Source organism: Micromonospora sp. NPDC049359, assembly GCF_044466585.1.
Lineage (GTDB): Bacteria > Actinomycetota > Actinomycetes > Mycobacteriales > Micromonosporaceae > Micromonospora.
Genome location: NZ_JBITMW010000004.1, coordinates 20,385 through 45,885, shown reverse-complemented (window position 1 = coordinate 45,885; position 25,501 = coordinate 20,385). Strand labels below are relative to the sequence as shown.

General features: G+C 72.5%; 25 protein-coding genes. 15 read left to right on the top strand and 10 right to left on the bottom strand.

All coding sequences use genetic code 11. The features are described from left to right. Positions 1-20 precede the first annotated feature (20 nt). On the top strand, positions 21-1,202 hold the full coding sequence (gene moeZ / locus ACIBTX_RS11385) for an adenylyltransferase/sulfurtransferase MoeZ (protein WP_396832410.1): 1,182 nt from the start codon (positions 21-23) through the stop codon (positions 1,200-1,202). 106 nt (positions 1,203-1,308) lie between these two features. Continuing rightward, on the top strand, positions 1,309-2,199 hold the full coding sequence (locus ACIBTX_RS11380) for a prenyltransferase/squalene oxidase repeat-containing protein (protein ID WP_357134165.1): 891 nt from the start codon (positions 1,309-1,311) through the stop codon (positions 2,197-2,199). On the opposite strand, the gene ACIBTX_RS11375 is transcribed toward ACIBTX_RS11380, so the two are convergent. Then, on the bottom strand, positions 2,187-3,428 hold the full coding sequence (locus ACIBTX_RS11375; protein ID WP_396832409.1) for a glutamate-5-semialdehyde dehydrogenase: 1,242 nt from the start codon (positions 3,426-3,428) through the stop codon (positions 2,187-2,189). The two genes, ACIBTX_RS11380 and ACIBTX_RS11375, sit on opposite strands and share 13 nt — an antisense overlap. A gap of 64 nt (positions 3,429-3,492) precedes the next feature. Next, on the bottom strand, positions 3,493-4,650 hold the full coding sequence (proB, locus tag ACIBTX_RS11370) for a glutamate 5-kinase (protein ID WP_357134138.1): 1,158 nt from the start codon (positions 4,648-4,650) through the stop codon (positions 3,493-3,495). A gap of 13 nt (positions 4,651-4,663) precedes the next feature. Between proB and ACIBTX_RS11365 the strand changes: the two genes are divergently transcribed. The 3 genes from ACIBTX_RS11365 to ACIBTX_RS11355 are packed head-to-tail and all read left to right on the top strand — an operon-like array spanning position 4,664 to position 7,938. Next, a complete protein-coding gene (locus ACIBTX_RS11365) occupies positions 4,664-4,978 on the top strand; it encodes an MGMT family protein (protein WP_357134136.1) in 315 nt (104 codons plus the stop codon). Between the two features lie 32 nt (positions 4,979-5,010). Then, a complete protein-coding gene (locus tag ACIBTX_RS11360) occupies positions 5,011-6,405 on the top strand; it encodes an MFS transporter (RefSeq protein ID WP_357174305.1) in 1,395 nt (464 codons plus the stop codon). Positions 6,406-6,432: 27 nt separating this feature from the next. Next, positions 6,433-7,938 (top strand): pyridoxal phosphate-dependent decarboxylase family protein, encoded by a 1,506-nt coding sequence (locus tag ACIBTX_RS11355; protein ID WP_396832408.1) that lies wholly within the window; start codon positions 6,433-6,435, stop codon positions 7,936-7,938. 48 nt (positions 7,939-7,986) lie between these two features. On the opposite strand, the gene ACIBTX_RS11350 is transcribed toward ACIBTX_RS11355, so the two are convergent. The 4 genes from ACIBTX_RS11350 to ACIBTX_RS11335 form a co-directional block, all read right to left on the bottom strand. Next, complete coding sequence (locus ACIBTX_RS11350; protein ID WP_357174308.1) at positions 7,987-9,195, bottom strand: hypothetical protein; 1,209 nt, start codon at positions 9,193-9,195, stop codon at positions 7,987-7,989. Further along, positions 9,188-9,751: a SigE family RNA polymerase sigma factor gene (locus ACIBTX_RS11345; protein ID WP_396832407.1), complete on the bottom strand. Its 564-nt coding sequence runs from the start codon at positions 9,749-9,751 to the stop codon at positions 9,188-9,190. The genes ACIBTX_RS11350 and ACIBTX_RS11345 overlap by 8 nt, the downstream gene beginning before the upstream one ends. A 200-nt stretch (positions 9,752-9,951) precedes the next feature. After that, positions 9,952-11,169: a hypothetical protein gene (locus ACIBTX_RS11340; protein WP_357134128.1), complete on the bottom strand. Its 1,218-nt coding sequence runs from the start codon at positions 11,167-11,169 to the stop codon at positions 9,952-9,954. Next, positions 11,162-11,698 carry a SigE family RNA polymerase sigma factor gene (locus ACIBTX_RS11335; protein WP_357134126.1) on the bottom strand — a complete coding sequence of 179 codons (537 nt, stop codon included), beginning with the start codon at positions 11,696-11,698 and terminating at the stop codon, positions 11,162-11,164. Before ACIBTX_RS11335 ends, ACIBTX_RS11340 begins: the two co-directional genes overlap by 8 nt. Positions 11,699-11,876: 178 nt before the next feature. Here ACIBTX_RS11335 and ACIBTX_RS11330 point away from each other — a divergent pair, with 178 nt between their 5' ends. Continuing rightward, complete coding sequence (locus tag ACIBTX_RS11330) at positions 11,877-12,443, top strand: NADH-quinone oxidoreductase subunit B family protein (RefSeq protein WP_355053355.1); 567 nt, start codon at positions 11,877-11,879, stop codon at positions 12,441-12,443. Between the two features lie 56 nt (positions 12,444-12,499). Here ACIBTX_RS11330 and ACIBTX_RS11325 read toward each other — a convergent pair whose 3' ends face one another. Next, positions 12,500-13,432: a hypothetical protein gene (locus ACIBTX_RS11325; RefSeq protein WP_357134123.1), complete on the bottom strand. Its 933-nt coding sequence runs from the start codon at positions 13,430-13,432 to the stop codon at positions 12,500-12,502. Positions 13,433-13,620: 188 nt separating this feature from the next. Between ACIBTX_RS11325 and ACIBTX_RS11320 the strand changes: the two genes are divergently transcribed. Continuing rightward, positions 13,621-14,937, top strand: coding sequence for a DUF2252 domain-containing protein (locus ACIBTX_RS11320; protein ID WP_357134122.1), 1,317 nt, complete (start codon positions 13,621-13,623; stop codon positions 14,935-14,937). A gap of 5 nt (positions 14,938-14,942) precedes the next feature. Here the strand turns inward: ACIBTX_RS11320 and ACIBTX_RS11315 are convergent, their stop codons facing one another. Continuing rightward, positions 14,943-15,989: a glucose 1-dehydrogenase gene (locus tag ACIBTX_RS11315; RefSeq protein ID WP_357174318.1), complete on the bottom strand. Its 1,047-nt coding sequence runs from the start codon at positions 15,987-15,989 to the stop codon at positions 14,943-14,945. Between the two features lie 125 nt (positions 15,990-16,114). On the opposite strand from ACIBTX_RS11315, the gene ACIBTX_RS11310 reads away from it, so the two are divergent. Then, positions 16,115-16,909 (top strand): NADH-quinone oxidoreductase subunit C, encoded by a 795-nt coding sequence (locus tag ACIBTX_RS11310; protein WP_396832406.1) that lies wholly within the window; start codon positions 16,115-16,117, stop codon positions 16,907-16,909. Further along, positions 16,909-17,871 carry a complex I subunit 1 family protein gene (locus tag ACIBTX_RS11305; protein ID WP_355053351.1) on the top strand — a complete coding sequence of 321 codons (963 nt, stop codon included), beginning with the start codon at positions 16,909-16,911 and terminating at the stop codon, positions 17,869-17,871. The genes ACIBTX_RS11310 and ACIBTX_RS11305 overlap by 1 nt, the downstream gene beginning before the upstream one ends. A 365-nt stretch (positions 17,872-18,236) precedes the next feature. Here the strand turns inward: ACIBTX_RS11305 and ACIBTX_RS11300 are convergent, their stop codons facing one another. Next, positions 18,237-19,253, bottom strand: coding sequence for a glutathione S-transferase family protein (locus tag ACIBTX_RS11300; protein ID WP_396832405.1), 1,017 nt, complete (start codon positions 19,251-19,253; stop codon positions 18,237-18,239). 129 nt (positions 19,254-19,382) lie between these two features. On the opposite strand from ACIBTX_RS11300, the gene ACIBTX_RS11295 reads away from it, so the two are divergent. Further along, positions 19,383-19,814 (top strand): ester cyclase, encoded by a 432-nt coding sequence (locus ACIBTX_RS11295; protein WP_357134114.1) that lies wholly within the window; start codon positions 19,383-19,385, stop codon positions 19,812-19,814. On the opposite strand, the gene ACIBTX_RS11290 is transcribed toward ACIBTX_RS11295, so the two are convergent. Continuing rightward, positions 19,795-20,370, bottom strand: coding sequence for a Uma2 family endonuclease (locus tag ACIBTX_RS11290; RefSeq protein ID WP_357174324.1), 576 nt, complete (start codon positions 20,368-20,370; stop codon positions 19,795-19,797). The genes ACIBTX_RS11295 and ACIBTX_RS11290 overlap by 20 nt on opposite strands. Before the next feature lie 95 nt (positions 20,371-20,465). Between ACIBTX_RS11290 and ACIBTX_RS11285 the strand changes: the two genes are divergently transcribed. From ACIBTX_RS11285 to ACIBTX_RS11265, 5 genes are read left to right on the top strand one after another with little or no spacing between them, the layout of a single operon-like run. Further along, positions 20,466-21,074: a NuoI/complex I 23 kDa subunit family protein gene (locus tag ACIBTX_RS11285; protein WP_396832404.1), complete on the top strand. Its 609-nt coding sequence runs from the start codon at positions 20,466-20,468 to the stop codon at positions 21,072-21,074. A gap of 25 nt (positions 21,075-21,099) precedes the next feature. Continuing rightward, positions 21,100-21,651, top strand: coding sequence for an NADH-quinone oxidoreductase subunit J (locus tag ACIBTX_RS11280; RefSeq protein WP_357134110.1), 552 nt, complete (start codon positions 21,100-21,102; stop codon positions 21,649-21,651). After that, the gene (gene nuoK / locus ACIBTX_RS11275) at positions 21,648-21,992 is read left to right on the top strand and encodes an NADH-quinone oxidoreductase subunit NuoK (protein WP_396832403.1); all 345 of its coding nucleotides are present in this window, start codon (positions 21,648-21,650) and stop codon (positions 21,990-21,992) included. Before ACIBTX_RS11280 ends, nuoK begins: the two co-directional genes overlap by 4 nt. After that, positions 21,989-23,923: an NADH-quinone oxidoreductase subunit L gene (locus ACIBTX_RS11270; RefSeq protein ID WP_396832402.1), complete on the top strand. Its 1,935-nt coding sequence runs from the start codon at positions 21,989-21,991 to the stop codon at positions 23,921-23,923. The genes nuoK and ACIBTX_RS11270 overlap by 4 nt, the downstream gene beginning before the upstream one ends. Positions 23,924-23,978: 55 nt before the next feature. Continuing rightward, positions 23,979-25,487, top strand: a complete 1,509-nt coding sequence (locus ACIBTX_RS11265) for a NuoM family protein (protein ID WP_396832401.1) — start codon at positions 23,979-23,981, stop codon at positions 25,485-25,487. Positions 25,488-25,501 lie beyond the last annotated feature (14 nt).

The following is a 25,501-nucleotide window of genomic DNA, read 5'->3' as shown; positions in this document are numbered from 1 at the left end:
CCGATCCCGGGGAGTCCACCGTGTCGTTGCCCCCGCTCGTCGAGCCCGCCGGCGAGCTGACCGTTGACGAGATCCGCCGCTACTCACGCCACCTGATCATCCCGGACGTCGGGGTGGCCGGTCAGAAGCGGCTGAAGAACGCCCGGGTGCTCTGTGTCGGCGCCGGTGGCCTCGGCTCGCCGGCCCTGTTGTACCTGGCCGCTGCCGGGGTCGGCACGCTCGGCATCATCGACTTCGACACCGTCGACGAGTCCAACCTCCAGCGCCAGGTCATCCACGGCGTGTCCGATGTCGGCCGCTCGAAGGCCGAGTCCGCCGCCGCGTCGATCCGCGAGATCAACCCGCTGGTCAACGTGGAGATCCACAACACCGCGTTGGACCGGGAGAACGTCCGCGAGATCTTCGCCCAGTACGACCTGATCGTCGACGGCACCGACAACTTCGCCACCCGCTACATGGTCAACGACGCCGCGGTGCTGCTCGGCAAGCCGTACGTCTGGGGTTCGATCTACCGGTTCGACGGGCAGGCGTCGGTGTTCTGGGCCGAGCACGGCCCCTGCTACCGCTGCCTCTACCCGGAGCCGCCGCCGCCCGGCATGGTCCCCTCCTGCGCCGAGGGTGGCGTGCTCGGCGTGCTCTGCGCGTCGATCGGGTCGATCCAGGTGAACGAGGCGATCAAGCTGCTCACCGGCATCGGCGAGCCGCTGGTGGGCCGGCTCATGGTCTACGACGCCCTGGAGATGGAGTACCGCAAAATCAAGGTTCGGAAGGACCCGAACTGCGTGCTCTGCGGCGAGAACCCGACCGTCACCGACCTGCTGGAAGACTACGAGGACTTCTGCGGCGCGGTCTCGGTCGAGGCCCAGGAGGCGACGCTCGACTCGACCATCACCGCCCTGGAGCTCAAGGAGTGGCAGGACGCCGGCAAGGACATCTTCCTCGTCGACGTGCGCGAGCCGGCCGAGTACGAGATCGTGCGGATTCCCGGCGCCACGCTGATCCCCAAGGGCGACATCATCTCCGGTGAGGCCCTCGCGAAGCTGCCGCAGGACAAGCAGATCGTGCTGCACTGCAAGTCCGGCGTCCGCTCCGCGGAGGCGCTGGCCGCGCTCAAGGCCGCCGGCTTCAAGGACGCCGTCCACGTGCAGGGCGGCGTGCTCTCCTGGATCAAGCAGATCGACCCGTCGCTGCCCGCGTACTGACCGGTGAAGCCGGGGCGGCCCTGTCGTCCCGGCTCCGACCCGTCGCGTCAATCGACGCAGATAGCTCCGACCAGACCCGCGCACCGAGCGACGCAGCCATTTCCGGCTGGCCGATTCCCCGAGGCGGGATCGTGTCTGCGCAGGTAGCGTCTCCGCCGTGGTCGACTTGGAAGCCGCGATCGGGTTCGTCGTGGCGCACGGGGACGCGGTGGAACGCGCCCGCCTCTCCTGGCTGCGCAACGGCACGCCCGCCCCGCCGGAGCTGCTGGACGCGGCCGAGGTCGGCCAGTCACCCGACGGCGGCTGGCCGGCGACCTGGGGCGGTGAGGTGGCCTCGGTCGACGCCACCTGTTTCCGGCTCGGCGAGCTGGACGACCTCGGTGCGCTGGGTCGTCCCGCCGCCCGCCGGGCGCTCGACTGGTTGGCGTCCCGGCAGCAGCCCGACGGCGGTTGGGACGAGGACCTCTCCCTGGCCGGCTCGGCGCCCGAGTGGGCCCGACCCGGTGACCCCGAGGCCAAACTCTTCCTCACCGCCAACGCCGGCTTCTGGCTCACCGTCGCCGGCCTGGACGCCCGCGCCTCAGGTCCGCTCGATCACCGGGTCGGTGGGGCGTACGCCGGTGTGGTGCAGGCCGCGGCGCAGTCGATCGTCGCGCGGCTGCGCCCGGACGGGACCTGGCCGTCGTTCCTCGCCGCCGGCTGGCTGAGCGCGGCAGTACTGCACCGCCAGGACATGTTCCAGGAGTCGGCGCGGATCCAGGTGGTGCTCGCCGAACGGATGGCCACGATGTCAGCGGGCGACGTGGCATGGCTGGCGGCCACGCTGCGCCGCGTCGGCATCGACTCCCACGACTGGGTCATGGTGCGCGCCCTGCGGCGGCTCGGCGAGACCCAGCGCAGCGACGGTGGGTGGGAGAGCGACGACGGTCACCAGTTCGACGTGCACTCCACGCTGTCCGCGATCCGGGCCTGCCGGCCGGGCGATCAGCGCACGTGACCGTCGCCGGTGACGACGTACTTGGTGCTGGTCAACTCGGGCAGGCCCATCGGCCCCCGGGCGTGCAGCTTCTGCGTGGAGATGCCGATCTCCGCGCCGAAGCCGAACTCGCCCCCGTCGGTGAACCGGGTCGACGCGTTCACCATCACCGCCGCCGCGTCCACCCGGGCGACGAACTCGCGGGCGGCGGTCGTCGAGTCGGTGATGATCGCCTCGGTGTGTCCGGTGCCGAAGCGGCGGATGTGCGCGACCGCCGCGTCCAGCGAGTCGACCACCGCCACCGAGATGTCGGCCGACAGGTACTCCGTGGCGTGGTCCTCCTCGGTGGCCGGGACGACGGCCGCCGAGTGGGCGACCACCTCGGGGGAGCCGTGCACGGTCACGCCGGCCTCAGCGAACGCGGCCAGCATCGGCGGTAGGAACGCGTCGGCGACGTCCACGTGCACCAGCAGCGACTCGGCGGTGTTGCAGGTGGACAGGCGCTGCGTCTTGGCGTTCAACGTCACCGCGACGGCCTTGCCCAGGTCGGCGGCGGCGTCGACGTAGACGTGGCAGTTGCCCACCCCGGTCTCGATCACCGGCACTGTCGACTCCTCGACCACGGTGCGGATCAGCGACGCGCCACCGCGCGGGATGAGCACGTCGACCAGCCCGCGAGCCCGCATCAGCTCCTTGACCGAGTCGCGCGAACTGGCGTCGAGCAACTGCACCGCGTCCGCCGGCAGACCGGCCCCGGCGACCGCGTCGCGCAGCACCGCTACCAGCGCGGCGTTCGAGTGCGCGGCCGACGACGACCCGCGCAGCAGCGCCGCGTTACCGGACTTGAGGCAGATCCCGGCGGCGTCCACCGTTACGTTGGGCCGCGCCTCGTAGATGATGCCGACCACCCCGAACGGCACCCGGATCTGGCGCAGTTCCAGCCCGTTGGGCAGGGTCGATCCGCGGACCACCTCGCCGACCGGGTCGGGCAGCGCGGCCATCTCACGCAGCGCTCCGGCGATGCCGGCCACCCGGCCCTCGTCGAGGGCGAGCCGGTCCAGCACGGCCGCGCTCAGCCCGGCTTCGCGCCCGGCCGCCAGGTCCGCCTCGTTGGCGGCGAGGATCGCCGGGGTACGCGTCACCAGCGCGTCGGCCATCGCGACCAGCGCGGCATCCTTGACGGTACGGGTGGCCACGGCCAGTTCGGCAGCGGCGTCCCGCGCCCGCTTCGCCTGCTCGACGACGCTCATCGGTCACTCCTCGCGTTAGGAAGGGCCCCTTGTACAACGCTAGGCGTTAACAAGGTGCCCTTGCTTACAGCAGTACGAGGTCGTCGCGGTGGACGACCTCCCGTTCGTACGCCGGGCCGAGCGCCGCGGCGAGTTCGGAGGTGGAACGGCCGAGTAGGCCGGGCAGCTCCACCGCGTCGTAGTTGACCAGGCCACGGGCTACCGGCGCACCGGCGTCGTCGACCAGGTCCACGGGGTCGCCAGCGGTGAAGGTGCCGTCCACGGCGGTGATGCCGGCCGGCAGGAGCGACTTGCGCCGCTCCACGACGGCGGCCACCGCGCCCGGGTCCAGGTGCAGGCGTCCCCGGGGCGAGGTGGCGTGGGCCAGCCAGAACAGCCGGGCCGTCGGCCGTTGCCGCTGCGGGTGGAACAGCGTGCCGACCGGCTCGCCGGCCAGCGCCGGGGCGGCCAGGTCGGCGGAGGTGAGCACCACGGGGATACCGAAGCCGGTGGCGATCCGGGCCGCCTCGACCTTTGTCACCATGCCGCCGGTGCCGACGCCGGACCGGCCGGCGCCGCCGATGGAGATTCCGGCGAGGTCCTCCTCGTTACGGACCTCGGCGATCCGCACCGACTGTGGACGGGTCGGGTCGCCGGTCCAGAGCGCGTCCACGTCGGAGAGGAGCACCAGCAGGTCGGCGTGCACCAGGGCGGCCACCAGGGCGGCCAACCGGTCGTTGTCGCCGAACCGGATCTCCTCGGTGGCGACCGTGTCGTTCTCGTTGACGATCGGCACGGCCCGCAGGTCGAGGAGTTTGCGCAGGGTGCGGTACGCGTTGCGGTAGTGCGCCCGCCGGGTCACGTCGTCGACGGTGAGCAGCACCTGCCCGACGGTGCGGTCGTGCCGGGCGAAGCTGGCCGCGTACCTGCCGATCAGCAGGCCCTGGCCGACGCTGGCGGCGGCCTGCTGGGTGGCCAGGTCGCGCGGACGTCGGGTCAGGCCGAGCGGGGCGAGGCCGGCGGCGATCGCGCCGGAGGAGACCAGCACGACCTCGCGTCCCTCGGCGCCGAGCCGGCCCAGGGTGTCGACGAGCGCGTCGACCCGCTCGTCGGCGAGACCGCCGGTGGCGGTGGTCAACGAGGAGGACCCGATCTTGACGACGATCCGCCGAGCGGCCGTGACTGCGTCGCGCACCCGCCCATTCTGCGTGGTCACGCCCGCGTGGCCCGGTGGCGTTCCCATATGGTGGCGGATTGTGACTCCTGACGAGTACGTCGAGGCCGTGCTGGACCTCGTGGAGCGGATTCCCGAGGGCCGGGTGATGTCGTACGGCGCGGTCGCCGACGCGCTGGCCGAACGCTCGGGTCGCTCCTCCGCGCGCCTGGTGGGCGCCATCATGGCCCGGCACGGTGGCTCGGTGCCCTGGCATCGGGTGGTGACCGCGGGCGGCCGGTTGCCACCGGGGCACGAGCGCGAGGCGCGGGCCCGGCTGCGGGCCGAAGGGACGCCGTTGCGCGGCGCGGGGGTGGACATCGCGGCGGCGGGTTGGTCGCCCGGGGAGGGGATGTGACCCCCGCCATAACGTGAGTAACATTCGGCCCCATGAACCAGCCGCCGGGTGCTGCCGGCCTGCCCGCCACCGGACGGCTGCCCCGACCGGTGCACGTCGGATACGCGCTCGGCTCGCTGGCCACCGGCGCGTTCGGCACCGTGCCCGGCCTGCTGTTGCTGCCCTACCTGACCGACACGCTCGGCGTCGCCGCCGGGGTGGCCGCCCTGCTGGTGCTGCTGCCGAAGGCGTGGGACGTGCTGGTGAACCCGGTCGCCGGCCGGATCTCCGATCGCACCCGGTCACGCTGGGGCGCACGCCGCCCGTACCTGCTCGTCGCCGGTCTCGCGCTCGCCGCGCTCTTCGCGGCCATCTTCGCGGCGCCGTTCGACAAGGGGCCGGCCGCCGCGACGTACGTGGCGCTCGCCTTCCTGGCCACGGCCACCGCGTTCGCCTTCTTCCAGGTGCCGTACATGGCGATGCCCGCCGAGATGACCGACGACCACACCGAACGCACCCGGCTGATGACCTGGCGGATCGCTGTGCTGGCGCTGGCCATCCTGATCTCCGGCGCGGTCGCCCCGTTGGTGGTGACGGCCGGCGGCGACGGCGTGCCCGGACACCGCTGGATGGGCCTGTTCGTGGCGGCGCTCATCGGCGTCGGCGCGCTCGGCGCGTTTCTCGGCACCCGGTCCGCACCCGCTGGTGTGGTCGACGTCAGCGAACCGACGCTGCGTGCGCAGCTCGCCGTGGCCGGGGCCAACCGGCCGTTCCGGGCGCTGCTGATCTGCTTCGTGGTGCAGTCCGTGGGGGTGGCGACCATCCTCGCCGGGGTCAACTACTTCGCGGGGCAGATCCTGCGCGACGACCGGAACGGGCCGACGCTGCTCTTCGCCTGTTTCGTCGGGCCGGCGCTGCTGGTGATGCCGCTCTGGGCCCGGGTCGGCGCCCGGCTGGGCAAGCGGGCCGCCCTGGTCGTCGCCGGGCTGATCCTGGCCGCCGGGGCGTTCGCCCTGGTCGCCGCCCCGGTGCTGCCGCCGGTCGCCGTCTACCTGGTGGTCGCGGTGCTCGGCGTCGGGTACGCCGGGCAACAGGTGTTCGCGCTGGCCATGCTCCCCGACTGCATCGCGTACGAGACGGCACGCACCGGTCGACGGCAGGCGGGCGTCTTCACCGGCCTGTGGACCGCCGGGGAGACCTTCGGCCTGGCGCTCGGCCCCGGCATCTACGGCCTCGTGCTGCAGGTCTCCGGCTACGTCTCCTCCGACACCGGAACCGCCGCCGCCCAGTCCGACACGGCGAGGCTCGGCGTCCTGCTCGGCTTCACCCTGATCCCAGCCCTGCTGATAGCTCCCCCCATCCTCCTGCTCCGCCACTACACCCTCCCCACCCCTGCCCCCACCCTCGGGGTCGATCATGAAGTTGTGGTGGGAGACAAAAGCCGTTAGCCGTTACTAGAAGGGCACCATGACTCCATGATCGACGAGAACACGCTCGGGGCGGGCGCGTTGTCCCGCGACGGGGTCAGCGCGGAACAGGCGCTGGACGAGGTTCGGCGGCTGCGCGCCGGTGACCGGCCCACCCACGGTGGACGGCTGTTCGCCTACGTCTACGACCCGGCGGTGCCGGGACTCGACGACCTCACCGCCGCCGCGCACTCCGAGAGCGCCCACGTCAACGGTCTCGACCCGACCGCGTTCCCGTCCCTGCTGGCCATGGAGAACGCGCTCGTCGGCGCGGCCGGCCGGGTGCTCGGCGGCGGCCCGGGGACGACCGCGCCGGACGTGGTCGGCAGCGTCACCAGCGGCGGCACCGAGTCGCTGATCCTCGCCGTCAAGGCGGCCCGGGACGCGCACCCGGAGATCGCCGCGCCCCGGATCGTGGTGCCGTCGACCGCGCATGCCGCGTTCGCCAAGGCGGCGCACTATCTGCGGGTGGCGCTGGACGTGGTGCCGGTCTCGCCGGACACGCTGCGTCCCGAACCCGCCGCGATGGCCGCCGCGATCGGGCCGGACACGGTACTTGTCGCCTGCTCCGCGCCCTCGTACGCGCACGGGGTGGTGGACCCGGTCGCCGAGATCGCCGCCGTCGCCGCCGAGGCCGGAGTGCGCTGCCACGTCGACGCCTGCTTCGGTGGCTGGTCCCTGCCGTACCTGCGTCGCCTCGGCGAGCCGGTGCCGGCGTTCGACTTCACGGTCCCCGGCGTCACGTCCATCTCGGTCGACCTGCACAAGTACGCGTACGCGCCGAAGGGCGTGTCGGTGCTGCTGCACCGGGACGCCACCGGACGCGCGCCGCAGTACTTCGCGTACGCCGACTGGCCCGGCTACACGATGATCAACCCGGTGATCGCCTCGACCCGCTCGGGCGGGCCGATCGCCGCCGCGTACGCCACCCTGCGACATCTCGGCGACGCCGGCTACCTGCGGTTGGCCGCCACCACCCGGGACGCGGTCGCTGCCCTGGCCGACGCGGTCCGCGCCGTCGACGGGCTACGGCTGATGGCCGAGCCGGAGTCCACGGTGGTCTGCTTCACCGCCGCCGAGGGCGGCCCCGACCTGTTCGTCCTGGTCGACGAGTTGACCGCCCGTGGCTGGCACACCCAGCCCCAGCTGTCGTACGCCGATCTGCCGGCCAGTGTGCACCTCACGGTGACCGCCTCGGTCGCGCCCCGGGTGGCCGAGTTCGGCCCGGATCTGGCCGCCGCGGTGGCAGCGACCCATGCGAGCGGCCCGGTGCGGCTGCCCGCCGAGGTGGCTTCCCTGGTCGGCGTCCTCACCCCCGAGGCGCTGACGCCGGAGGTGGTGGCCGGCCTGGCGGCCGGGCTGGGCCTGGGCGGCGGCGACAGTTCCGGTCCGCTGCCGGATCGGATGGCGGTCGTGAACACGCTGCTCGACGCCGCCCCGTCGGCGCTGCGCGAGAGGTTGCTGGTCGAGTTCGTGGGCCTCCTGCAACGCCCCGACTGGAGTTCGGGCGAGTGAACCCCGGTGCCCCACCCCGACGGGATGGGGCACCGGACATCCTCCTCGTCAGAACACGCCGGGGAGTTGCACCTTGTTGTCCTTCTCGTTGCGGTCGCGCCACTGCCGGTCCTGCGCGTCGTAGTGGGTCACGAAGAAGAACCGGGTGGTCGCATCGGTGCCCGAGCGGCTCGGCACCCGCTGGACGAACGTGTAGCGTCGCGACTCGCCGGCCGGCACCCCCGGCACCAGACACGTCCGGTGGTCGTCGGCCGCCGCGGCCGCCGGGTCACACCTGGACCAGTCACCTGTCGTCGGCGCACCCACGTCGAGGCCCCTGAACTGGACCTGGGCCGCGTCGACCGATCCCGCGTTGGTGACGGTGAGGACGATGGTCAGCTCGCGACCACCGGTGACGTTTACCAGTGTGTGCGTCATGGACAGGCGCAGGTCGGTGAGCCGGGGATCCTTCCCGAACTTCGTGGGGCCGCCTGTCTGCACGAACCGGCCACCCTTGAACCGGTAGGTACGCGTCTGTTCCTGCTTCCAGTACGTCGGGGTGTCGCAGCACGGCTGCAGGTCGGCCACCCGCACGTCGACCGTGCCGGCCGCGGTGAGGGTCACCCCGAGGATGTCCTCGACACCGTCGGTGGTCCGGACGACCCGGCCGAGCGTCACGATGCGCCCGTCGTCATCCCGGTCGAAGGCGACGACCTGCTTCGCCAACGCCTCCCCGTACCGGCAGGCGACGACGGCAACCGTCTCCTGAGCGCCGTCACCGTCCAGGTCGGCGTGGTCCACGGACAGGTCGGTGAGCAACGGGACGAAGCTCTTGTTCGAGGTGGTCGCCAGCCGCACGTTCGTCGTGATGCAGGTGGACGGCGCGGTCTGCGGCCACGTCGGCAGGTCGACACGGGCGGCGAGCAACTGGGCCCGGCTGATCCGGCCGTCCGGGGCGCCCGGGTCGGCAGTGGGTGTGGAATCTGGTGATTGGCTGACCGACGGTGTGGGTGGTGGCGGGGTCGTCGTCGGCGGGGGTGTCGGGTCGACGGACTCCGCCGGTACCGGTGGCGTTCGGTCGCCCTTCAGCGCGGCGTTGGCGACGACCGGCGCCAACACCAGCACGACCGCAGCCGCCGCGACCGCCACGACCCTCGTCCGCCGGCGACGGCGCAGGGTACGTCGGGCCTGGTCGGGACCGGGGCCGACGGCCCGGGCGGTGACGTCCGCACGGTACGCGGTCAACCGTTCGCGCAGCCGCGGGTCGAGATCAGACATCGGACACCCCCTCGGTGTTCTCGTCCAGCAGTCCGGCCAGGGCGGTCCGGCCCCGGTGCAGCCAGGACTTCACGGTGCCCTCGGCCACTCCTTCCTGCAGGGCGATCTGACTGACCGACAGGTCGGCCAGGTAGTGCAGGATGACGGCCCGTCGATGGTTGGGCGGCAGTTGCGTGAGCGCCGCGTCGATGGCCACCCGATCCGGCGTGGGGCCGTCCACCTCGGCTTCGACGTGTCGCTGCCGCAGGAGGTGGTTGCGTGCCGTGCGGAGCCGACGCCAGCGGCTGCGGGCCAGGTTCCAGGCGACCCGGCGGACCCAGGCCACCGGATCGTCGTAGCGGACCAGGCGGTCCCAGCGTGCCAGCGCCCGGCAGAACGCCTCCTGGGCGAGGTCCTGCGCGTGGCCCAGATCCCCGGTGTACGCACACAGTTGGGCCGTGACGCTCCGGAAGTGCGCGTGGTAGAAGTCGTCGAAGGCGATCGCCGCCGCGTTCGACCCTCCGGACGTCAGCACCGCCGGCGGTTCGTTGGCGCGGGCCCCCATCGTTGCTGTCACTGCCCCTCCCCGTTTGCCCGCTGGGCCGGTGCCCCTGGGCGCCGGTAACACTCCGCCGCGAGGCACCTGGTTGCGGTCCGCCCAGCCGCGAATCCGACAGTCGACGAGCGGGCCGCGGCGGACGGGCAGGCCGACGACGGCCGCGCTCGGGTGAGCGCGGCCGCCTCGTCCAGTCGATCCGTGTCCGTGTCCGGGAAGGGTCAGCGATAGCCGAAGGTCGACTCGTTGTCATCGCTGTTGTTGTCCAGCCACGGGTCCATGTCCGGGTCCCGGGACCAGGTCCAGAGTGTCGCTTTTCCCGGGGCCAGGCTGGTACCGGCGGCGACCCGCAGTTCCAGGGTCCGCCGCATCTCGCCGTGCGCAGGCACGGCGCTTATGTGGCAGGACACCAGCACGGTGCTCCCCGTCCCGATGTCGCAGCCCGACCAGCCGTCCCCGACGGGCTGCAGCGCCTTCGGCAGCTCGATGGTGAAGAGCACCCCGGGCGGCGTCCGATCCGCGTCGTTGCGGATCCGCACGGTGACCGTGCCCGATCGGGAGTCGTCCGCCGCAGGGGTCAACACCAGGTCGGTGGCGGTGATCGACAGGTCGGCCGATCGCGGGTTGGGGCCGAAGGTGCTCGGCCCGGACACCTGGTCGAACGCGTCACCGGTCCAGCGGTAGCCGCGCCACTGCCGTTGGGAGTTCTTCATCGGCCAGCCGCCGCCGGGCGCGACGTCGAGCACCTCGACCCGAACCTCGCCGTCGTCGCGTACGTCCAGGGCGGTCACCCAACCCGGCGTGGGCGAAGCGGTGCCGGCCACGCGGCCGAGGGTGACGACCCGGCCGGACGCGTCCCGATCGAAGGCGACCACCTGGAACGGCCCGCGGGTGCCGAACAGGCAGCGCACGAGGGCGACCGTCTCCGTCGCCCCGTCGCCGTCCAGGTCGCCGTAGTCGAGCGCGACCAGCTCGTTGACGCCTTCGCGGGCCGGTTCGGCACCCAGCCGCACCCGCCCAGTGGGGCATTCCGCCGGGGTGGTCCAGGCGGGCAGCGACACCGTCGCGGCGAGCAACTGGGCCCGGCCGATGCGGCCGTTCGGGGCGGCGACGGTCGGGCTGGCGCCGCCGTTCGACGCCGTGGCAGACGGGCTGGCCGTCGCACTGGCGGTCGCGGTCGCCGACGGGCTGGCGGACGGCGCGGACGTGGGATCCACGGGCCCCGGCTCGCGATCGGGGCCGTTCATCGTCGCGTACCCGACGGCGGCCCCGCCGAACAGCGCGAGCACCGTCGCGGTGGTGGTGGCGAACCGGCGACGGCCGCGGCCTCGCGCCGTCCGCCGCACGGCGGCCGGCCCGGGCACCTCGACCTCCTCCAGCACGGTACGGCGGTAGTGGGCGAACTCTTCGGCGAGGTCGAGGATCTCCTGATCAGACATCTCGCACCTCCTCGGTGGTGTCGCGCAGGTGCGTCGCGAGGGCCGCCCGTCCCCGGTGCAGCCAGGACTTGACGGTTCCCTCGGCGACCCGTTCCTGGGCGGCGATCTCGGCGACCGTCAGGTCGGCGAGGTAGTGCAGTACGACAGCCCGGCGCTGCTTCGGCGGCAACTTGGCCAAGGCGGTGTCGAGGGCGACCCGGTCCGGGCTCGGCTCGGCGACGTGTGTCTCCCGTTGCCGCAGCAGCCAGGCCTGCGCGGTCCGCAGCCGCCGCCAGCGGTTGTGGCCGAGGTTCCAGGCGACCCGGCGTACCCAGGCCAGCGGATCGTCGTACCGGGCGAGCCGACCCCAGTGGGCGTACGCCCGGCAGAACGCCTCCTGAACCAGGTCCTGCGCCTGCCCACGGTCACCCGTGTACGCGGTGAGCTGCACCACCAGCGAGCGGAAGTGAGCGTGGTAGAAGTCGTCGAAGACCAGTTCGGCGGTCGCGGGGAGAGGACTTCCCGGCGGGTCGGGGGGCGGTCCGCCCACCCGTACTTCTCCTGTCACAAGCACTCGTCCTCCCCGTGGTGGCCGCAGGCGGCGTGTTCGCCAGCACCGGTCACACACTCTGCTGCGCCCGCCGGTTGCGGTCGGACCCGGTGGGGTTGCCTGTCCGGTCCGTGACAGCCGGCTGTGATTCACTGTGGGGTGAGGAGAGGGGACGTCCGTGCAGCTACCGGCAGTGCTCGGTGAGCCGATCCGGTTCGTGCTGAACTGGGGGCGCCGCTACTCGCTCTGGGTGTTCAACTTCGGCCTGGCCTGCTGTGCGATCGAGTTCATCGCCACCAGCATGGGCCGGCACGACTTCATCCGGCTCGGCGTGATCCCGTTCGCCCACGGCCCCCGACAGGCCGACCTCATGGTGGTCTCCGGCACGGTGACCGACAAGATGGCCCCGGCCATCAAGCGGCTCTACGACCAGATGCCCGAGCCGAAGTACGTCATCTCGTTCGGCGCGTGCTCGAACTGCGGCGGCCCCTACTGGGACTCGTACTCGGTGACCAAGGGCGTCGACCAGCTCATCCCGGTCGACGTCTACGTGCCCGGCTGCCCGCCCCGCCCGGAGGCGCTGCTGCACGGCATCCTGCGCCTTCAGGAGAAGATCGCCGCCGAGCAGTCCGGGATCGGCGGAGTGCCGCAGCGGGACCTGCTCGCCGCGCCCGCCGAGGCTAGCGCCCCACGCTCGGTCGACTCCCTCACCGCCCCACCCGTACGCCCACCCGACGCGGGCTGACGAACGCCGGGGCCGCCGCCCGGACGAGTCCGAGCGACGGCCCTGCCGTGTGGTGATCAGCTGGTGGCCGCGATGGCCAGCGTGGTCTGGGCGGTGTTGTCGCTGGGGTCGGCGTCTGGGCCCGACGGGAACCAGGTGGTCGTCAACGCCAGGGTGATGACGTCCTGAGCGTCGGCCGGGTCGGTCGGCGGGGTGATCACCAATCCGAAGCTACGCACCTCGCCGGGCATCATCCGTTGCCCCGGTACCCAGGAATGGTCCGTCAGGACCGGCCCTTCTGACGGGATGGTGTATTCGATGCGCGACCCGGCGGGCAGCGGACTGGCCTTGATGTCGAGGCCGACGTGCGGCGCGTCCCCCTTGTACCGCACGGTCACCGGCAGGTAGAGGCGGCCGGTGCCCTCCGGGTCGAGGGTCACCGGGCCCACCGAGTCGATGGCGGCGTCCGGCTGGGCGTCCTGGACGTACGGCCGGGGGCGGATCAGCGACCCGGTCGTGGACCGGAACAGCGCGGTGAGCGACCTCTCCGCGATCAGGCCACCGTTGATCGAGGAGACCGCGATCCGGCCTCCGGTCATGCTCATCGGGTACGCCCGCGGGGTGGTCAGCACGTGGAAGTCCAGCGTGACCGTGCGGCTCTCGCCCGGGGCGAGGTAGGCCCAGTTGTTCGAGAGGGAGCAGTCGAACACCCGCCGGTTCTCCTCCATCGCCCCGAACCAGTCGCAGCGGCTGTCCGTGTCCTGGAACGCGCCCGGGACCGGCTCGCGCAGCGTCAGGTAGAAGTAGTCGGTCTCGCTGCCGGTGTTGGTGACGGTCACCGGGAGGCTGTCCAGGTAGCCCCGCTCGGTCGGCTCCAGGATCAGTCTGCCCACCGACACGGTGCCTCCGGCGGCGTCCGCCGGTGCCGCGGCGGCCGGTCCGGCCCCACCGATCGTGGCGGTCAGGCCGAGCAGTGCGGCGGTGAGCAGGGTCCCCGTTTTGCGGAACATGTGTGTCCGGTCCTCCGTGGTCGACGCCCGGCGAGGGACCTGCTGCCGCCCATGGCAGCAGCGATCGGCCGACGTGACCGTGGTGTCCGGGCCCCCGCGCGTGACGCAGACAGCATGATCGATGGGTTCCTGTTCCGCCACCCCGTTCTGCCAGCCCGTGGTGGACCCGGCCGGCTAGCCTGCGGACCATGACCAGCTCAGGGGACCGGCGCTCGGACCACATCACCGAGGTGCTCAGCGCGGAGTTCGGCGCGTCGATGGCGATCGATCCGGCGGCCTTCCGGCGCAAGTTCCGCAAGATGGCCGCGTCGCCGTTCGCCTTCTACCGGGGCAGCGCCGCGCTGTTCTACGCCGACCAGCGCGGCGACTTCGCCGACGACCGTTTCCTCGACGAGCGGACCGGCCGGGTGTGGATCCACGGCGACCTGCACGCGGAGAACTTCGGCACGTACATGAACGCGTCCGGGCAACTGGTGTTCAACGTCAACGACTTCGACGAGGCGTACGTCGGTCCGTTCACCTGGGACCTGCGGCGGTTCGTGGCCAGCGTGGCGCTGCTCGGCTACAGCAAGGCCCTCTCCGACACGGTGATCGACGAGCTGGTGACCGGCTTCGCCCGCGCCTACCTGACCGAGTTGCGGGCGATCGCCGCCGGTGGGGACGACGCGATCGGCTCGATCACCCTGGACAACGCCGACGGGGTGCTGCGTCGGGTGCTCCAGCAGGCCCGCCTCAACACGAGGGTCGACCTGCTCGCCGCGCAGACCACCGTCGACAACTACGAGCGGCGGTTCTCCGTCACCGACGGCGTCTTCGAGGTCGACGCCACGACCCGGGACCGGGTGCTCGCCGCCTTCGAGGACTACCTGGAGACCCTGCCCGCGGCCACCGCCCGGCTGCGTCCAGGGGCCGCCCGGATCAAGGACGTGGTGCTGCGCAAGGGCGTGGGCATCGGCTCGGCCGGGCTGCCGTCGTACAACCTGCTGCTGGAGGGGCACACGCAGGCGCTGGAGAACGACGTGCTGATCTACATGAAGCAGGCGCAGGTCCCGGCGGTGGCCCGCTACAGCACCGACGAGTCGGTGGCCGGCTACTTCCGGCACCAGGGCCACCGGACCGCCGAGTCGCAGCGAGCGTTGCAGGCGCACGCCGACCCGTGGCTGGGCTACACCGAGCTGGACGGGGCGGGTCAACTGGTCGCCGAGGTCTCCCCGTACGCCGGCGATCTGGACTGGGCCGACGTGAACGAGCCGGACGAGCTGACCGGGGTGCTGGCCGACCTCGGCCGGGCGGTGGCCCGGATGCACTCGGTCGCCGACGACGAGTCCAGCCACGACCTCGTGGACTACTCCACCGAGGAGGCGATCGTCGCTGCCGTGGACGCCGACGAGTCGGGGTTCGTCACCCATCTGGTGGACTTCGCGCACGCGTACGGGGTGCGCGCCCGGCAGGACCACCAACTCTTCGTGGACCTGTTCCGCAACGGCCGGCTACCGGGGATCTGACCGGTTCACGAGGCGAACTCGAGCACGACCTTGATGTCGTCCGGCCCGGCGGTGTACGCGTCGGCGTACCTGTTCACCGGCACCCGCCGGGTGATCAGGGAGGAGAGCCAGACCTGGTCGGCGCGCGAAAGAGCCTGCGCTGCCGAGTTCCAGTGCCGCCGGTTGGCGTTCACCGAGCCGAACACCACGTTGTTCTCCAGCACCAGCGCCCGGTTGAGCGCCCCGGCGTCGAAGTCGATGCTCCGGCCGCCGCTGGACACCCCGGCCAGGCAGACGATCCCGTTCGGCGCGGCCTTGCACATGACGTCCAGGACCACCGTGGGCGCGCCGGTGCACTCGATCACCACGTCCGGCTCGAAGGGCAGGTCGTTGACCGGCACCGCGTGGTAGGTGGCGCCCAGCCCGGCGACCAACTCCGGCTTCGGCCCGTCGGTGGCCCGGTCCAGCACGTGGACGGTGAGCCCGCGCTGGGCGCCGAGCAGCGCCGCCAGCAGCCCGATCGGCCCGGCCCCGGTCACCAGCACGGTCTGCGGCTGCCACTCGGCCCGGTGCCCGATCCGTTCGATGTGGTCCCATGCCTTGGCCACCACGCTGGTCGGCTCCAACAGCACGCCGACCTGGGCCAGCGCGGGGTCGAGCTTGACCGCGAACTCCGGTTCGATCCGCCAACGGTCCCGGGCGAAACCGGGCAGCGCCTTGATGCCGTGCTCGGTGTACTGACCGTTGCGGCACATGTCCCACTCGCCGACCGCGCAGTTGGGGCAGGGCACCGGGTCGGGATGCCGGACGATGCCGGCCACCAGGTCGCCGGCTTGCAGGGTGCCGGTCGGGTCGTCGAGCACCCGGCCGAGCGACTCGTGCCCGATCACGAGCCGATCGGCGCCCGGCGGCGCCTCACCGTAGTCGCCCGCGATGATCTCGTGGTCGGTGCCGCAGATGCCCACGGCCAGGGCCTCGACCAGGACAGCGCCCTCCTCGGACGCCGGCTCCGGCTGATCCTCGACGAGGCTCAGCGAGTTGGCTTGCCCGGGTTTCACCGTCACAGCGCGCACGCCCTCATCTTTCCCCGTGGGCGGGACAACCGCCGGTAAAGCCACCAGATCACCGGAGGCCGGTCGCCGCCCGGACCTCGCCTCGGCTCGACCGCCCTCCTGAAACAGACCCTAGGATCAGCGGCATGACGTCAGAAGAGGTCGGCGCTCGGCTGGTCGCGTTGCTCGCGCCGGTCGAGGCGACCGCGTCGGTCTCCGGCGGGCAGCGGTTCGCCCGGGCCACCGTCGACGTACCGCCGGCGAGCTGGTCGGCCGCCGTCCGCGCCGCCCGCGACGACACCGAGCTGGCCTGCGACTTCTTCGACTGGCTGTCGGCGGTCGACGAGTTGACCGGGGGCTTCGACGTGGTCGCGCACCTCTGGTCGACGCGACTGCGGCACGGCGTGCTGCTGCGTACCCGGGTGCCCCGCGACGCGCCCTCGGTGGCCTCGGTGGTGGACCTCTACCCCGGTGCGGCCTGGCACGAGCGGGAGACCCACGAGATGTTCGGCATCGACTTCGCCGGGCACGGTGAGCTGCGACCGCTGCTGTTGCCCCCGGAGTTCGAGGGAAACCCGCTGCGCAAGGAGTTCGTGCTCGCATCGAGGGTGGCGAAGCCCTGGCCGGGCGCGAAGGAACCGGGTGAGTCGGAGGCCGGCGGTGGCCGCCGGCCGATCCGCCCGCCGGGCGTGCCCGCTCCGGGCGAGTGGGGGACGACGCCCACCCCGGCCGGCGCGGGTGGTGTGGGGGAGGGGCCGCGCGGCGGCACCCCGGCCCGACCGGCCGGTGACCGTCCGGCGCGGCCCGCGCCGGGGGCCCGTCCGGCGCGTACTCCCCGGGTTGCCGGCGCCGCCGACGGCCCGGCGGGGTCCGCGCGGCCCGAGCCGGTCGCGGACCCGGCGGCGCGCGACGACGGCGACGACGACGGGGGTACGCGCTGATGCCGCTCTGGGTGGAGCTGGTGCTCCGGATCGGCGGCGTGGTGGTCGCGTTCCTCACCCTGCCGCTGCTGGTCGGTCAGGCCGAGCACAAGGTGATGGCGCACATGCAGGGCCGGCTCGGCCCGATGTACGCGGGCGGCTTCCACGGTTGGGCGCAGCTCGTGGCGGACGGTGTGAAGTTTGTGCAGAAGGAGGACATCACCCCGCGCGAGGCGGACCGGGCGGTGTTCCGGCTGGCCCCCGCTGTGGCGCTGGTGCCCTACCTGCTGGTGCTGCTGGTCATTCCGCTCGGCCCGAACGACCTGGTCGGGCAGCCGTTGGACATCGGCCTGTTCTTCGTGCTGGCCGTCGTCGGCATCGGTGTGGTGGCGGTGCTCATGTCGGCGTGGGCGTCGGCCAACAAGTACAGCCTGCTCGGCGGGCTGCGCGGGGCCGCCCAGCTCCTCGGCTACGAGCTGCCGCTGGTGTTGGCCGCCGCGTCGGTGGCGATGGCGGCGGGCACGCTCAGCCTGTCCGGCATCGTCGAGGCGTGGCAGCCCTGGTGGCTGCTCTGGCAGGCGCCCGCGATGATCATCTTTTTCGTCGCCGGGCTGGCCGAGATCCGCCGCCCGCCGTTCGACATGCCGGTGGCCGACTCGGAGCTGGTGTTCGGTTACATGACCGAGTACACGGGTCTGCGGTTCGCGTTCTTCCTGCTGGCCGAGTACGTCGGCATCGTGGTCATCGCCGCGCTGACCACGGTGCTGTTCCTGGGCGGCTGGCAGGGACCGTTCGCCGACGACCAGCTCGGCTGGCTCTGGACCCTGCTCAAGATCGCCGCCGTGGCCTTCGTGATCATCTGGCTTCGGGTCTCCTACCCCCGCCTGCGCGAGGACCAACTCCAACGCCTCTGCTGGCTGGTCCTGGTCCCCGCCTCCCTGGCCCAACTGGTCCTGACCGCAGCAGTCCGAGTAGCCCTCTAACCCCGCCTCTGCCCCGCCCCGCCCCGCCCCCGCCTCTGCCCTGGCCTGCCCCCGCCCTGCCCGCCCTCGCCCCGCCTCGCCCCGCCTTGCCCTCGCCCCGGCCCCGCCCTCGCCCTCGCCCCGCCCTCGCCCCGCCCCCGCCCGTCGATCATGGAGCTGTGGTGGGTGACAAAGCGCCCGACAATCCCCAAAACCGGCACCACAACTCCATGATCGACGAGGCCGGGCGATGGTCACCCGCGATCTTGCACTTACTGCGGCGGCATAAGGGGCATCCCACTCACATCGACGACAGAAAGTGCAAGATCGGCGGGGCGCGGGGCGCGGGGCGCGGGCGCGGGGCGCGGGCGCGGGCGGGCGGGGGGTTAGCGGAGGGGGGTGTGGGTGGGGTCTACTGGTTCGGCCGGGGGTGGGGGTGGGGTGCCGTCGCCGAAGGGGCGGCCGCCCAGGGCGTCCCGGCCGTGCGGGGTGAGCCAGTTCGACAGGTCGGGGCCGAGCGGAACGATCCCCGTCGGGTTGATGTCGCGGTGCACCTGGTAGTAGTGCCGCTTGATGTGGTCGAAGTCGATGGTGTCGCCGAACCCGGGGGTCTGGAACAGATCCCGGGTGTACGCCCACAGCACCGGCATCTCGCTCAGCTTCTGCCGGTTGCACTTGAAGTGTCCGTGGTAGACGGGGTCGAAACGGGCCAGGGTGGTGAACAGCCGCACGTCGGCCTCGGTGATGGTGTCGCCGACCAGGTACCGCTGATTGGTCAGCCGCTCGGTCAACCAGTCCAGCCGGTCGAACAGCCGGTGGTACGCCTTGTCGTACGCCTCCTGGCTGCCGGCGAACCCGCACCGGTACACGCCGTTGTTGACGTCGCGGAACACCACGTCGTTGACCTCGTCGATCTGCTGGCGTAGGTGTTCGGGGTAGAGCTGCGGGGCGCCCTCGCGGTGGTACGGCTTCCACTCGGTGGACAGGTCCAGGCTCATCTGCGCGTAGTCGTTGGTCACCACCTGCCCGGTGGGCACGTCCACCATCGCCGGCACGGTGATGCCCCGCTCGTAGTCGGGGAAGCGCGCGAAGAACGCCTCCTGGAGGCGCTCGATGCCGAGCACCGGGTCGCGCCCACCCGGATCGAGGTCGAAGGTCCAGCTCCGGGCGTCGTGCGTCGGGCCGGCGATCGCCATCGAGATGGCGTCCTCCAGGCCGAGCAGCCGTCGCACGATGACGAGGCGGTTGGCCCACGGGCAGGCTCGGCTGACCGCCAGCCGGTACCGGCCGGGCTCCACCGGGTAACCGTCCCGCCCGTCCGCGGTGATCCGCGTGGCGATGTACCGCTGATCCCGGGTGAACTCGCCACCCGGCTCGACGTACTTCCCGCCTGTCTGCGCCACGTCGTCCGCCCTCCGGCTCCGGTTGCCCTCACCGCCCATCCTCGCCGAAATCCGGGCCCTCGGCGCGGTACGGGCCAACCTCGGCTGCTCCCGGCGCTGGGCCGCATCTTTTCTGGCTACCCTGCCGTCATGACGGATGTGGAGACGGCGGCCCGGCGGCTCATCGCCGACGTGTGGAACGCGCGTCGGGAGGAGTCGGCGTACGAGCTGATCGCCGGGGAGTGTCCGGGGCTGGGCGGGACGGGGCCGGATGCGACGCTGGCCTGGCACCGCGAGCGCCGGGAGGCCTTCCCGGACCTCCGCTACAAGATCGTCGACGTGGTCGCCGCGGGTGGGCGGGTGGCCGTGCACTGGCGGGCGGCGGGCACCCACGCCGGGCAGTTCGGGCCGGTGCCGCCGACCGGGCAGGTGGTCAGCTACTCGGGGGCGACGTTCCTGCGCTTCGACACCGCCGGCCGGATCATCGACGTGTGGAGCTGCAACGAGCTGCTCCAGCTCCTTCAGCAGCTCGGCGTCGAGATGGTGCCGCCGGCCGGCGGCCTCAGCGGCTCCGCGGCGTGATCCGGCTGATCGGCAGGTTGATCGGGAACGGCTCGCCGGTGTCGACGAACTTCGTCCACCGCCCGGTCTCGGCGTAGACCTCGTTCACCGCGTCGATCCGGTACGTCACGACCTCCAGGTCGCCATCCAGGGTCTCGATCCGCCAGTAGTAGGGGATGCCGGCCTGGGCGTACAGCGCCGGCTTGAGTACCCGGTCGATCGAACGGGTACTCGGCGAGACGATCTCGATGGCGACGACCACCTCGTGCGGCTCGTACCTCGACGGCTCGCGAGCTGCCGCGGCAGCCGTGGTGATCAGCACGTCGGGGATGAAGGAGCGGGTGCGGTTGATCCGTACCTCGACCGCCTGGGTCACGTCGTAGCCGTCGGGGCAGTCCTCGTCGAGCGCGGCCATGAGCCGGCCGGCGATGCTCTGGTGGGTGCGGGTGGGGTGAGGGGACATCAGTAGCATTCCATCGAGCAGTTCCCGGCGACGGCCATCCTCGGGCAGCGCGTCCAGATCGTCAGTCGTCCATCCGCTCTCGGGCGGGTAGTCGAACTGCAGCGCGGCGGTCATGGCGGGTCCTTCCAGGTGCGGTCGTCCTCCCCGCGGCCACGGTACCGCCGCGGACCTGTGGGTGGTGGTCGCGCGCGCCGGGGCCACAGGGCAGGATGGTCCACATGACCGATTTCAGCGAGCGCGGCGATCCGGCCGGCGGCGCCAGCGAGCGCGGCCTGCCCGGCGCCGGTCTGGTGAAGGGGCTGGCGGTCACCCTCAAGACGATGACCAGCCGCTCGACCACGCAGCAGTACCCGGACGTCGCTCCCGAGCTGCCGCCGCGCTCGCGTGGCGTGATCGCGCTGTCCGAGGAGAACTGCACGGTCTGCATGCTCTGCGCCCGCGAGTGCCCGGACTGGTGCATCTACATCGACTCGCACAAGGAGGAGGTGGCGGTGCCCGGCGCCGCCCGTCCCCGCCAGCGCAACGTGCTCGACCGGTTCGACATCGACTTCTCGCTCTGCATGTACTGCGGCATCTGCATCGAGGTCTGCCCCTTCGACGCGCTCTACTGGTCGCCGGAGTTCGAGTACGCCGAGTACGACATCAAGGACCTGCTGCACGACAAGGACCACCTGGGCCAGTGGATGGCGACGGTGCCGCCGCCGCCCGCGCACGATCCCAACGGCGAGCCGGCCAAGGAGGAGACCGCCGCCGCCCGCAAGGCCGCGCGGTCGATCGCACCGGCGGTACGCCCCGGCGACGAGGGCCCGACGTCGTGACCGCCCGAGCCGTGGGGACGGCCCGGTGACCGGCGCGGACCTGCTGCTGCTCGCGCTGGGCGCGGTGGCGGTCGGCGCCGGTGTGCTGGTGGTGACCACCAAGCATCTGGTCCGGGCGGGGCTCTACCTGGTGGTCTGCCTGGGCGCGCTGGCCGGCGACTATCTGGTGCTCGGCGCGGAGCTGGTCGCCTGGGTCCAGGTGCTGATCTACGTGGGCGCGGTGGTGGTGCTGCTGCTGTTCGCGGTGATGTTGACGCGGGCCCCGATCGGGGCGTCCGACGATCTGGACCGGCCCGGCTGGCCCGCCGCGCTGATCGGTGGCGGCGCCGGGCTGGGGCTGAGTGTGCTGTTGGTCGACGCCTACCGGTGGAGCGCCGTCGCGCTGCCCGGCGCGGGTACGGCGGAGCGGCTGGGGGAGCAGATCTTCTCCTCCTGGGTGCTGCCATTCGAGGTGCTCTCCGTCCTGTTGCTGTCCGCCCTGGTCGGCGCGGTCGTGCTGTCCCGGCCCGACATCGGCCGCCGTACCGAGGACAAGCCCGCGCCGGCAGCGGAACTGGCCTCCGGGGGGCGTCGGTGAGGCCGGTCATCCCGTACGTCACCGCCGCGCTGCTGTTCGGCCTCGGCGGGTACGGCGTGCTGCGTCGACGCAACGCCGTGCTGGTGCTCATGTCGGTCGAGTTGATGCTCAACGCGGTGAACCTGATCCTGGTCACCGCGGACGCCACGGTGCGCGCGGTTCTGCCGCACTCCGGGCAGGTGTTCGCGCTGTTCGTCATCGTGCTCGCCGCCGCCGAGATCGGGGTGGGGTTGGCGATCGTGCTCCAGATCTACCGCCTGCGGTCCACGGTGGCGGTGGACGACGTGGCGTTGACCGAACCGGCCGGGGCCGTCGGGCGGGACGCGGAGGCGACCCGGTGACCGGGCTGCTCGGGGCGGCGCTGCCCGCCGTACCGCTGCTCGCCGGTCTGGCCGGTCTGCTGCTGCCGCCTGCCCCACGGCATCCCGGGGGCGCGGTCGGCGGTGGCCGGGCCCGAACGGCGGCCGTGACGATCGGTGTGGCCGGCGCCGCCGGCGCGCTGGCGCTGGCCGTGGCCCTGTTGGTGACTGTCGACGGTCCGACGGAGACGTCGACGACGTGGGTCGACTTCGGCGGGTTGGCGGTGACCCTGGGGGTACGCCTGGACGGCGCCGCCGCGCTGGTCGCGGTGGCGGTCGCCGCGGTGGCCCTGGCCGTGCAGGTCTACTCGGTCGGCTACCTGCGGCGCGGCCCGCACGACGACGTCGACGGCGACCACCGCTATCCGCCGTACGCCGCCCAGATCAGTCTCTTTACGGGGGCGATGCTGCTGGTGGTGGTCGCCGGCGACCTGATCATGCTGCTGGTGGGGTGGGAGGTGATGGGCCTCTGCTCGTACCTGCTCATCGCCCATGACCGCCGGCTCGCGGGCGCGCCGGCCGCCGCCATGAAGGCGTTCCTGGTGACCCGGGTCGGTGACGTCGGCTTCCTGCTCGGCATCGCGTTGCTCGGGGTGTCGACGGGCAGTTTCCGGATCGCCGACGTGCTCGCGCACGATCATTCCGGCGCGACCCTGACCGCCGCCGGTCTGCTGCTGCTCGCCGGTGTGGCCGGTAAGAGCGCGCAGTTCCCGCTGCACACCTGGTTGCCGGACGCCATGGCCGGCCCGACGCCGATCTCCGCGCTGATCCACGCCGCGACGATGGTCGCCGCCGGGGTGTACGCGGTGACCCGGCTCTACCCGCTGTTCACTGCCGCTCCGGTGACGTTGACGGTGCTCGGGGTGCTCGCCGCGATCACCCTGCTGCTCGGGGCGCTCGCCGCCACCGCGCAGGACGACATCAAGCGGGTGCTGGCCTGGTCGACCGTCTCCCAACTGGGTTACATGACCGGCGCGCTGGCCGTCGGCTCGCCGTCGGCGGCGCTGTTCCACCTGCTCACCCACGCCGCGTTCAAGGCGCTGTTGTTCCTCGCCGCCGGTGCGGTGATCCACGCGGTGGGCACCACGCTGATGTCGGAGATGGGTGGGCTGCGCCGGGCCATGCCGGTGACGTTCTGGTGCACGGTGATCGGCCTCGGCGCGCTGGCCGGGGTGCCTCCGCTGGCCGGCTTCTGGAGCAAGGACGGCGTGCTGACGGTCGCCGAGTCGGCCGCGCTGGAGGGTACCGGCCCCGCGCCGTCGTGGGTGGGCTGGCTGGTCTGGCTGGCGGGGCTGCTCGGTGTGGCGATCACCGCCTGGTACGCCGGGCGACTGCTGCTGCGGGCCTTCTTCGGCGAGCCCCGGCTGCCGCTGGTCCACCCGCACGACCCGCCGGCGGTGTTGCGCTGGCCGGTGCTGCTGCTGGCCGTGCCGGCCGCGCTGCTGGGCCTGGCCGGGTTCGTCGGCGCGTTCGCCGACCGGCTGCGGTTCGCCACCGTGCCGGTCGCGGGCGCGGAGGACGGCCTGGTCCACGTGGGTCCGGGGCTGCTGCTGCCGCTGGCGTTGCTGCTGGTGGGGGCGGGGCTGGTGTGGGCGCGCTGGCGTCGGGACGCGGCCGCCGATCCGGCGACCGCGCTGGGTCCGCTGCGGCCGGTCTTCGCCCGCGCGTTCCGGCTCGACGACGTTCAGCACACCCTTGTCGTACGCCCCGTCCGGGCGCTGGCCCGCCTCGCGCGTACCGGCGACGAGGTGGTGGTGGACGGGGTCGTGGAGGGCAGCGGCCGGGCCGCCACGGGCCTGGGGGTCGGGCTGGCCGCGTTGCACCGGGCGGCGCTGCCCCGGGCCGCCGCCGGTGTGCTGGCCGGCGCGCTGCTGATCGGGCTGGCGGCGGCCGTCCTGGAGGCGGTCCGGTGAGCGCGAGGAGTGAGCCGGTTTTGCGAGCCCCGCAGTCGCGAAGAGAGGCGGTCCGATGACGTTCGGACAGGTGCTGCTCGTCGCCGTGCTGGTGGTGCCGGCGCTCGGCGCGGTCGCGGTGGCGGCGACACCCCGGGACCGGGTGGCGCGGATCGTCGGTACGGTCGCGGCGGCGCTGACCCTGCTGGCCGCCGTGGCGTTGGTGTCCGGTGGACGGGGCTGGTTCGCCTGGTCGGCCGGCACGCCGGCGGTGCGCCCCTGGCACGACGTGGACCTGCCCTGGGCGTCCGGCCTGGATCTGCGTTTCCACCTCGGCGTCGACGGCATCTCCTGGCCGCTGGTGGTGCTGACGGCGCTGCTCACGCTGCTCTGCTGCGCGTACTCGCTGTGGCGGGTGCCCGAGGGCGGAAGCGGCCGGGCGTTGGTGGCGCTGCTGCTGGTCGTCGAGGTGGGCATCCTCGGCACGTTCCTCGCGCTGAATCTGGTGCTGTTCTTCCTGTTCTTCGAGGTCGTCCTGCTGCCGATGTACGCGATCATCGCCGGCTGGGGCGGCGTCGACCGGCGTCGGGCGGCCCGCAAGTTCGTGCTGTACACCCTCGTCGGCTCGGTGCTGCTGCTGGTCGGCGTGTACGTCGTGGTCGCCGCCGCGGGCACCGCCGACATCGTGGCCCTGACCGGCGGGGCCGGGCTGTCCCGGAGCACCCAGTTGGCCGCGTTCACGCTGTTCGCGCTCGCGTTCGCGGTGAAGAGTCCACTCTGGCCGCTGCACTCCTGGCTACCCGACGCGCACACGCAGGCCCCGACGGTGGGCAGCGTGGTGCTGGCGGGGGTGCTGCTCAAGATGGGCACGTACGGGCTGATCCGGGTCGCGGTGGGGGTGGCCCCGGAGGGCGCCCGCTGGGCCGCCCCGGTGCTCGGGGTGCTGGCGGTCGCCGCGATCCTGGTCGGCTCGCTGGTCTGCCTGGCCCAGGTCGAGGTGAAGCGGCTCATCGCGTACTCGAGCGTGGGGCACATGGGCTTCGTCCTGCTGGGCGTCGCCACGTTGACCGCCACCGGCGTCCAGGCGGCCCTGATCGGCAACGTGGCCCACGGGGTGATCACCGGCCTGCTGTTCTTCCTGGCCGGGGCCGTGAAGGACCGCACCGGCACGGGCGCGCTCGCCGAGCTGTCCGGGCTTCGGGAGACCGCGCCCCGCCTCGCCGGTCTGCTGGCGTTCGCGGCCGTCGCGTCGCTGGGCCTACCCGGGCTGGCCGGCTTCTGGGGGGAGGCGTTCGCGGTGGTCGCGGCGATTCAGGTGGGCGGCCCGCTGTGGCTGACCCTCGGGGTGCTCGCGGCGGTCGGTGGCGCGCTCACGGCCGCGTACTTCCTGCGGTTGTTGCGCCAGGTCACCCACGGCCGGCCGAGCCCCGCGGTGGGCGGCGTCGGCGCGGGTCTGGCCGGCGCGGAGCTGACCGCGTGGGCGCCGCTGGTGCTGCTCGCGTTGGCGATCGGTCTGGTTCCGGCGCTGGTCCTCGGCGTCGCCGAGGCGCCCGTCGACGCCCTCATCGAGGTGATCCACAGGTGAGTACGAGAAGCGCG

What these genes read in the sequence shown, in the direction of transcription:
- ACIBTX_RS11355 (WP_396832408.1), top strand. Translation starts at nt 6,433, where the DNA reads ATGATCGACGAGAACACGCTCGGGGCGGGCGCGTTGTCCCGCGACGGG.
- ACIBTX_RS11305 (WP_355053351.1), top strand. Translation starts at nt 16,909, where the DNA reads ATGCCGCTCTGGGTGGAGCTGGTGCTCCGGATCGGCGGCGTGGTGGTC.
- ACIBTX_RS11285 (WP_396832404.1), top strand. Translation starts at nt 20,466, where the DNA reads ATGGTCCACATGACCGATTTCAGCGAGCGCGGCGATCCGGCCGGCGGC.
- ACIBTX_RS11295 (WP_357134114.1), top strand. Translation starts at nt 19,383, where the DNA reads ATGACGGATGTGGAGACGGCGGCCCGGCGGCTCATCGCCGACGTGTGG.
- ACIBTX_RS11325 (WP_357134123.1), bottom strand. Translation starts at nt 13,432, where the DNA reads ATGTTCCGCAAAACGGGGACCCTGCTCACCGCCGCACTGCTCGGCCTG.
- ACIBTX_RS11350 (WP_357174308.1), bottom strand. Translation starts at nt 9,195, where the DNA reads ATGTCTGATCTCGACCCGCGGCTGCGCGAACGGTTGACCGCGTACCGT.
- ACIBTX_RS11290 (WP_357174324.1), bottom strand. Translation starts at nt 20,370, where the DNA reads ATGACCGCCGCGCTGCAGTTCGACTACCCGCCCGAGAGCGGATGGACG.
- ACIBTX_RS11360 (WP_357174305.1), top strand. Translation starts at nt 5,011, where the DNA reads ATGAACCAGCCGCCGGGTGCTGCCGGCCTGCCCGCCACCGGACGGCTG.
- ACIBTX_RS11320 (WP_357134122.1), top strand. Translation starts at nt 13,621, where the DNA reads ATGACCAGCTCAGGGGACCGGCGCTCGGACCACATCACCGAGGTGCTC.
- proB (WP_357134138.1), bottom strand. Translation starts at nt 4,650, where the DNA reads ATGGGAACGCCACCGGGCCACGCGGGCGTGACCACGCAGAATGGGCGG.
- ACIBTX_RS11310 (WP_396832406.1), top strand. Translation starts at nt 16,115, where the DNA reads ATGACGTCAGAAGAGGTCGGCGCTCGGCTGGTCGCGTTGCTCGCGCCG.
- ACIBTX_RS11340 (WP_357134128.1), bottom strand. Translation starts at nt 11,169, where the DNA reads ATGTCTGATCAGGAGATCCTCGACCTCGCCGAAGAGTTCGCCCACTAC.
- ACIBTX_RS11265 (WP_396832401.1), top strand. Translation starts at nt 23,979, where the DNA reads ATGACGTTCGGACAGGTGCTGCTCGTCGCCGTGCTGGTGGTGCCGGCG.
- ACIBTX_RS11375 (WP_396832409.1), bottom strand. Translation starts at nt 3,428, where the DNA reads ATGAGCGTCGTCGAGCAGGCGAAGCGGGCGCGGGACGCCGCTGCCGAA.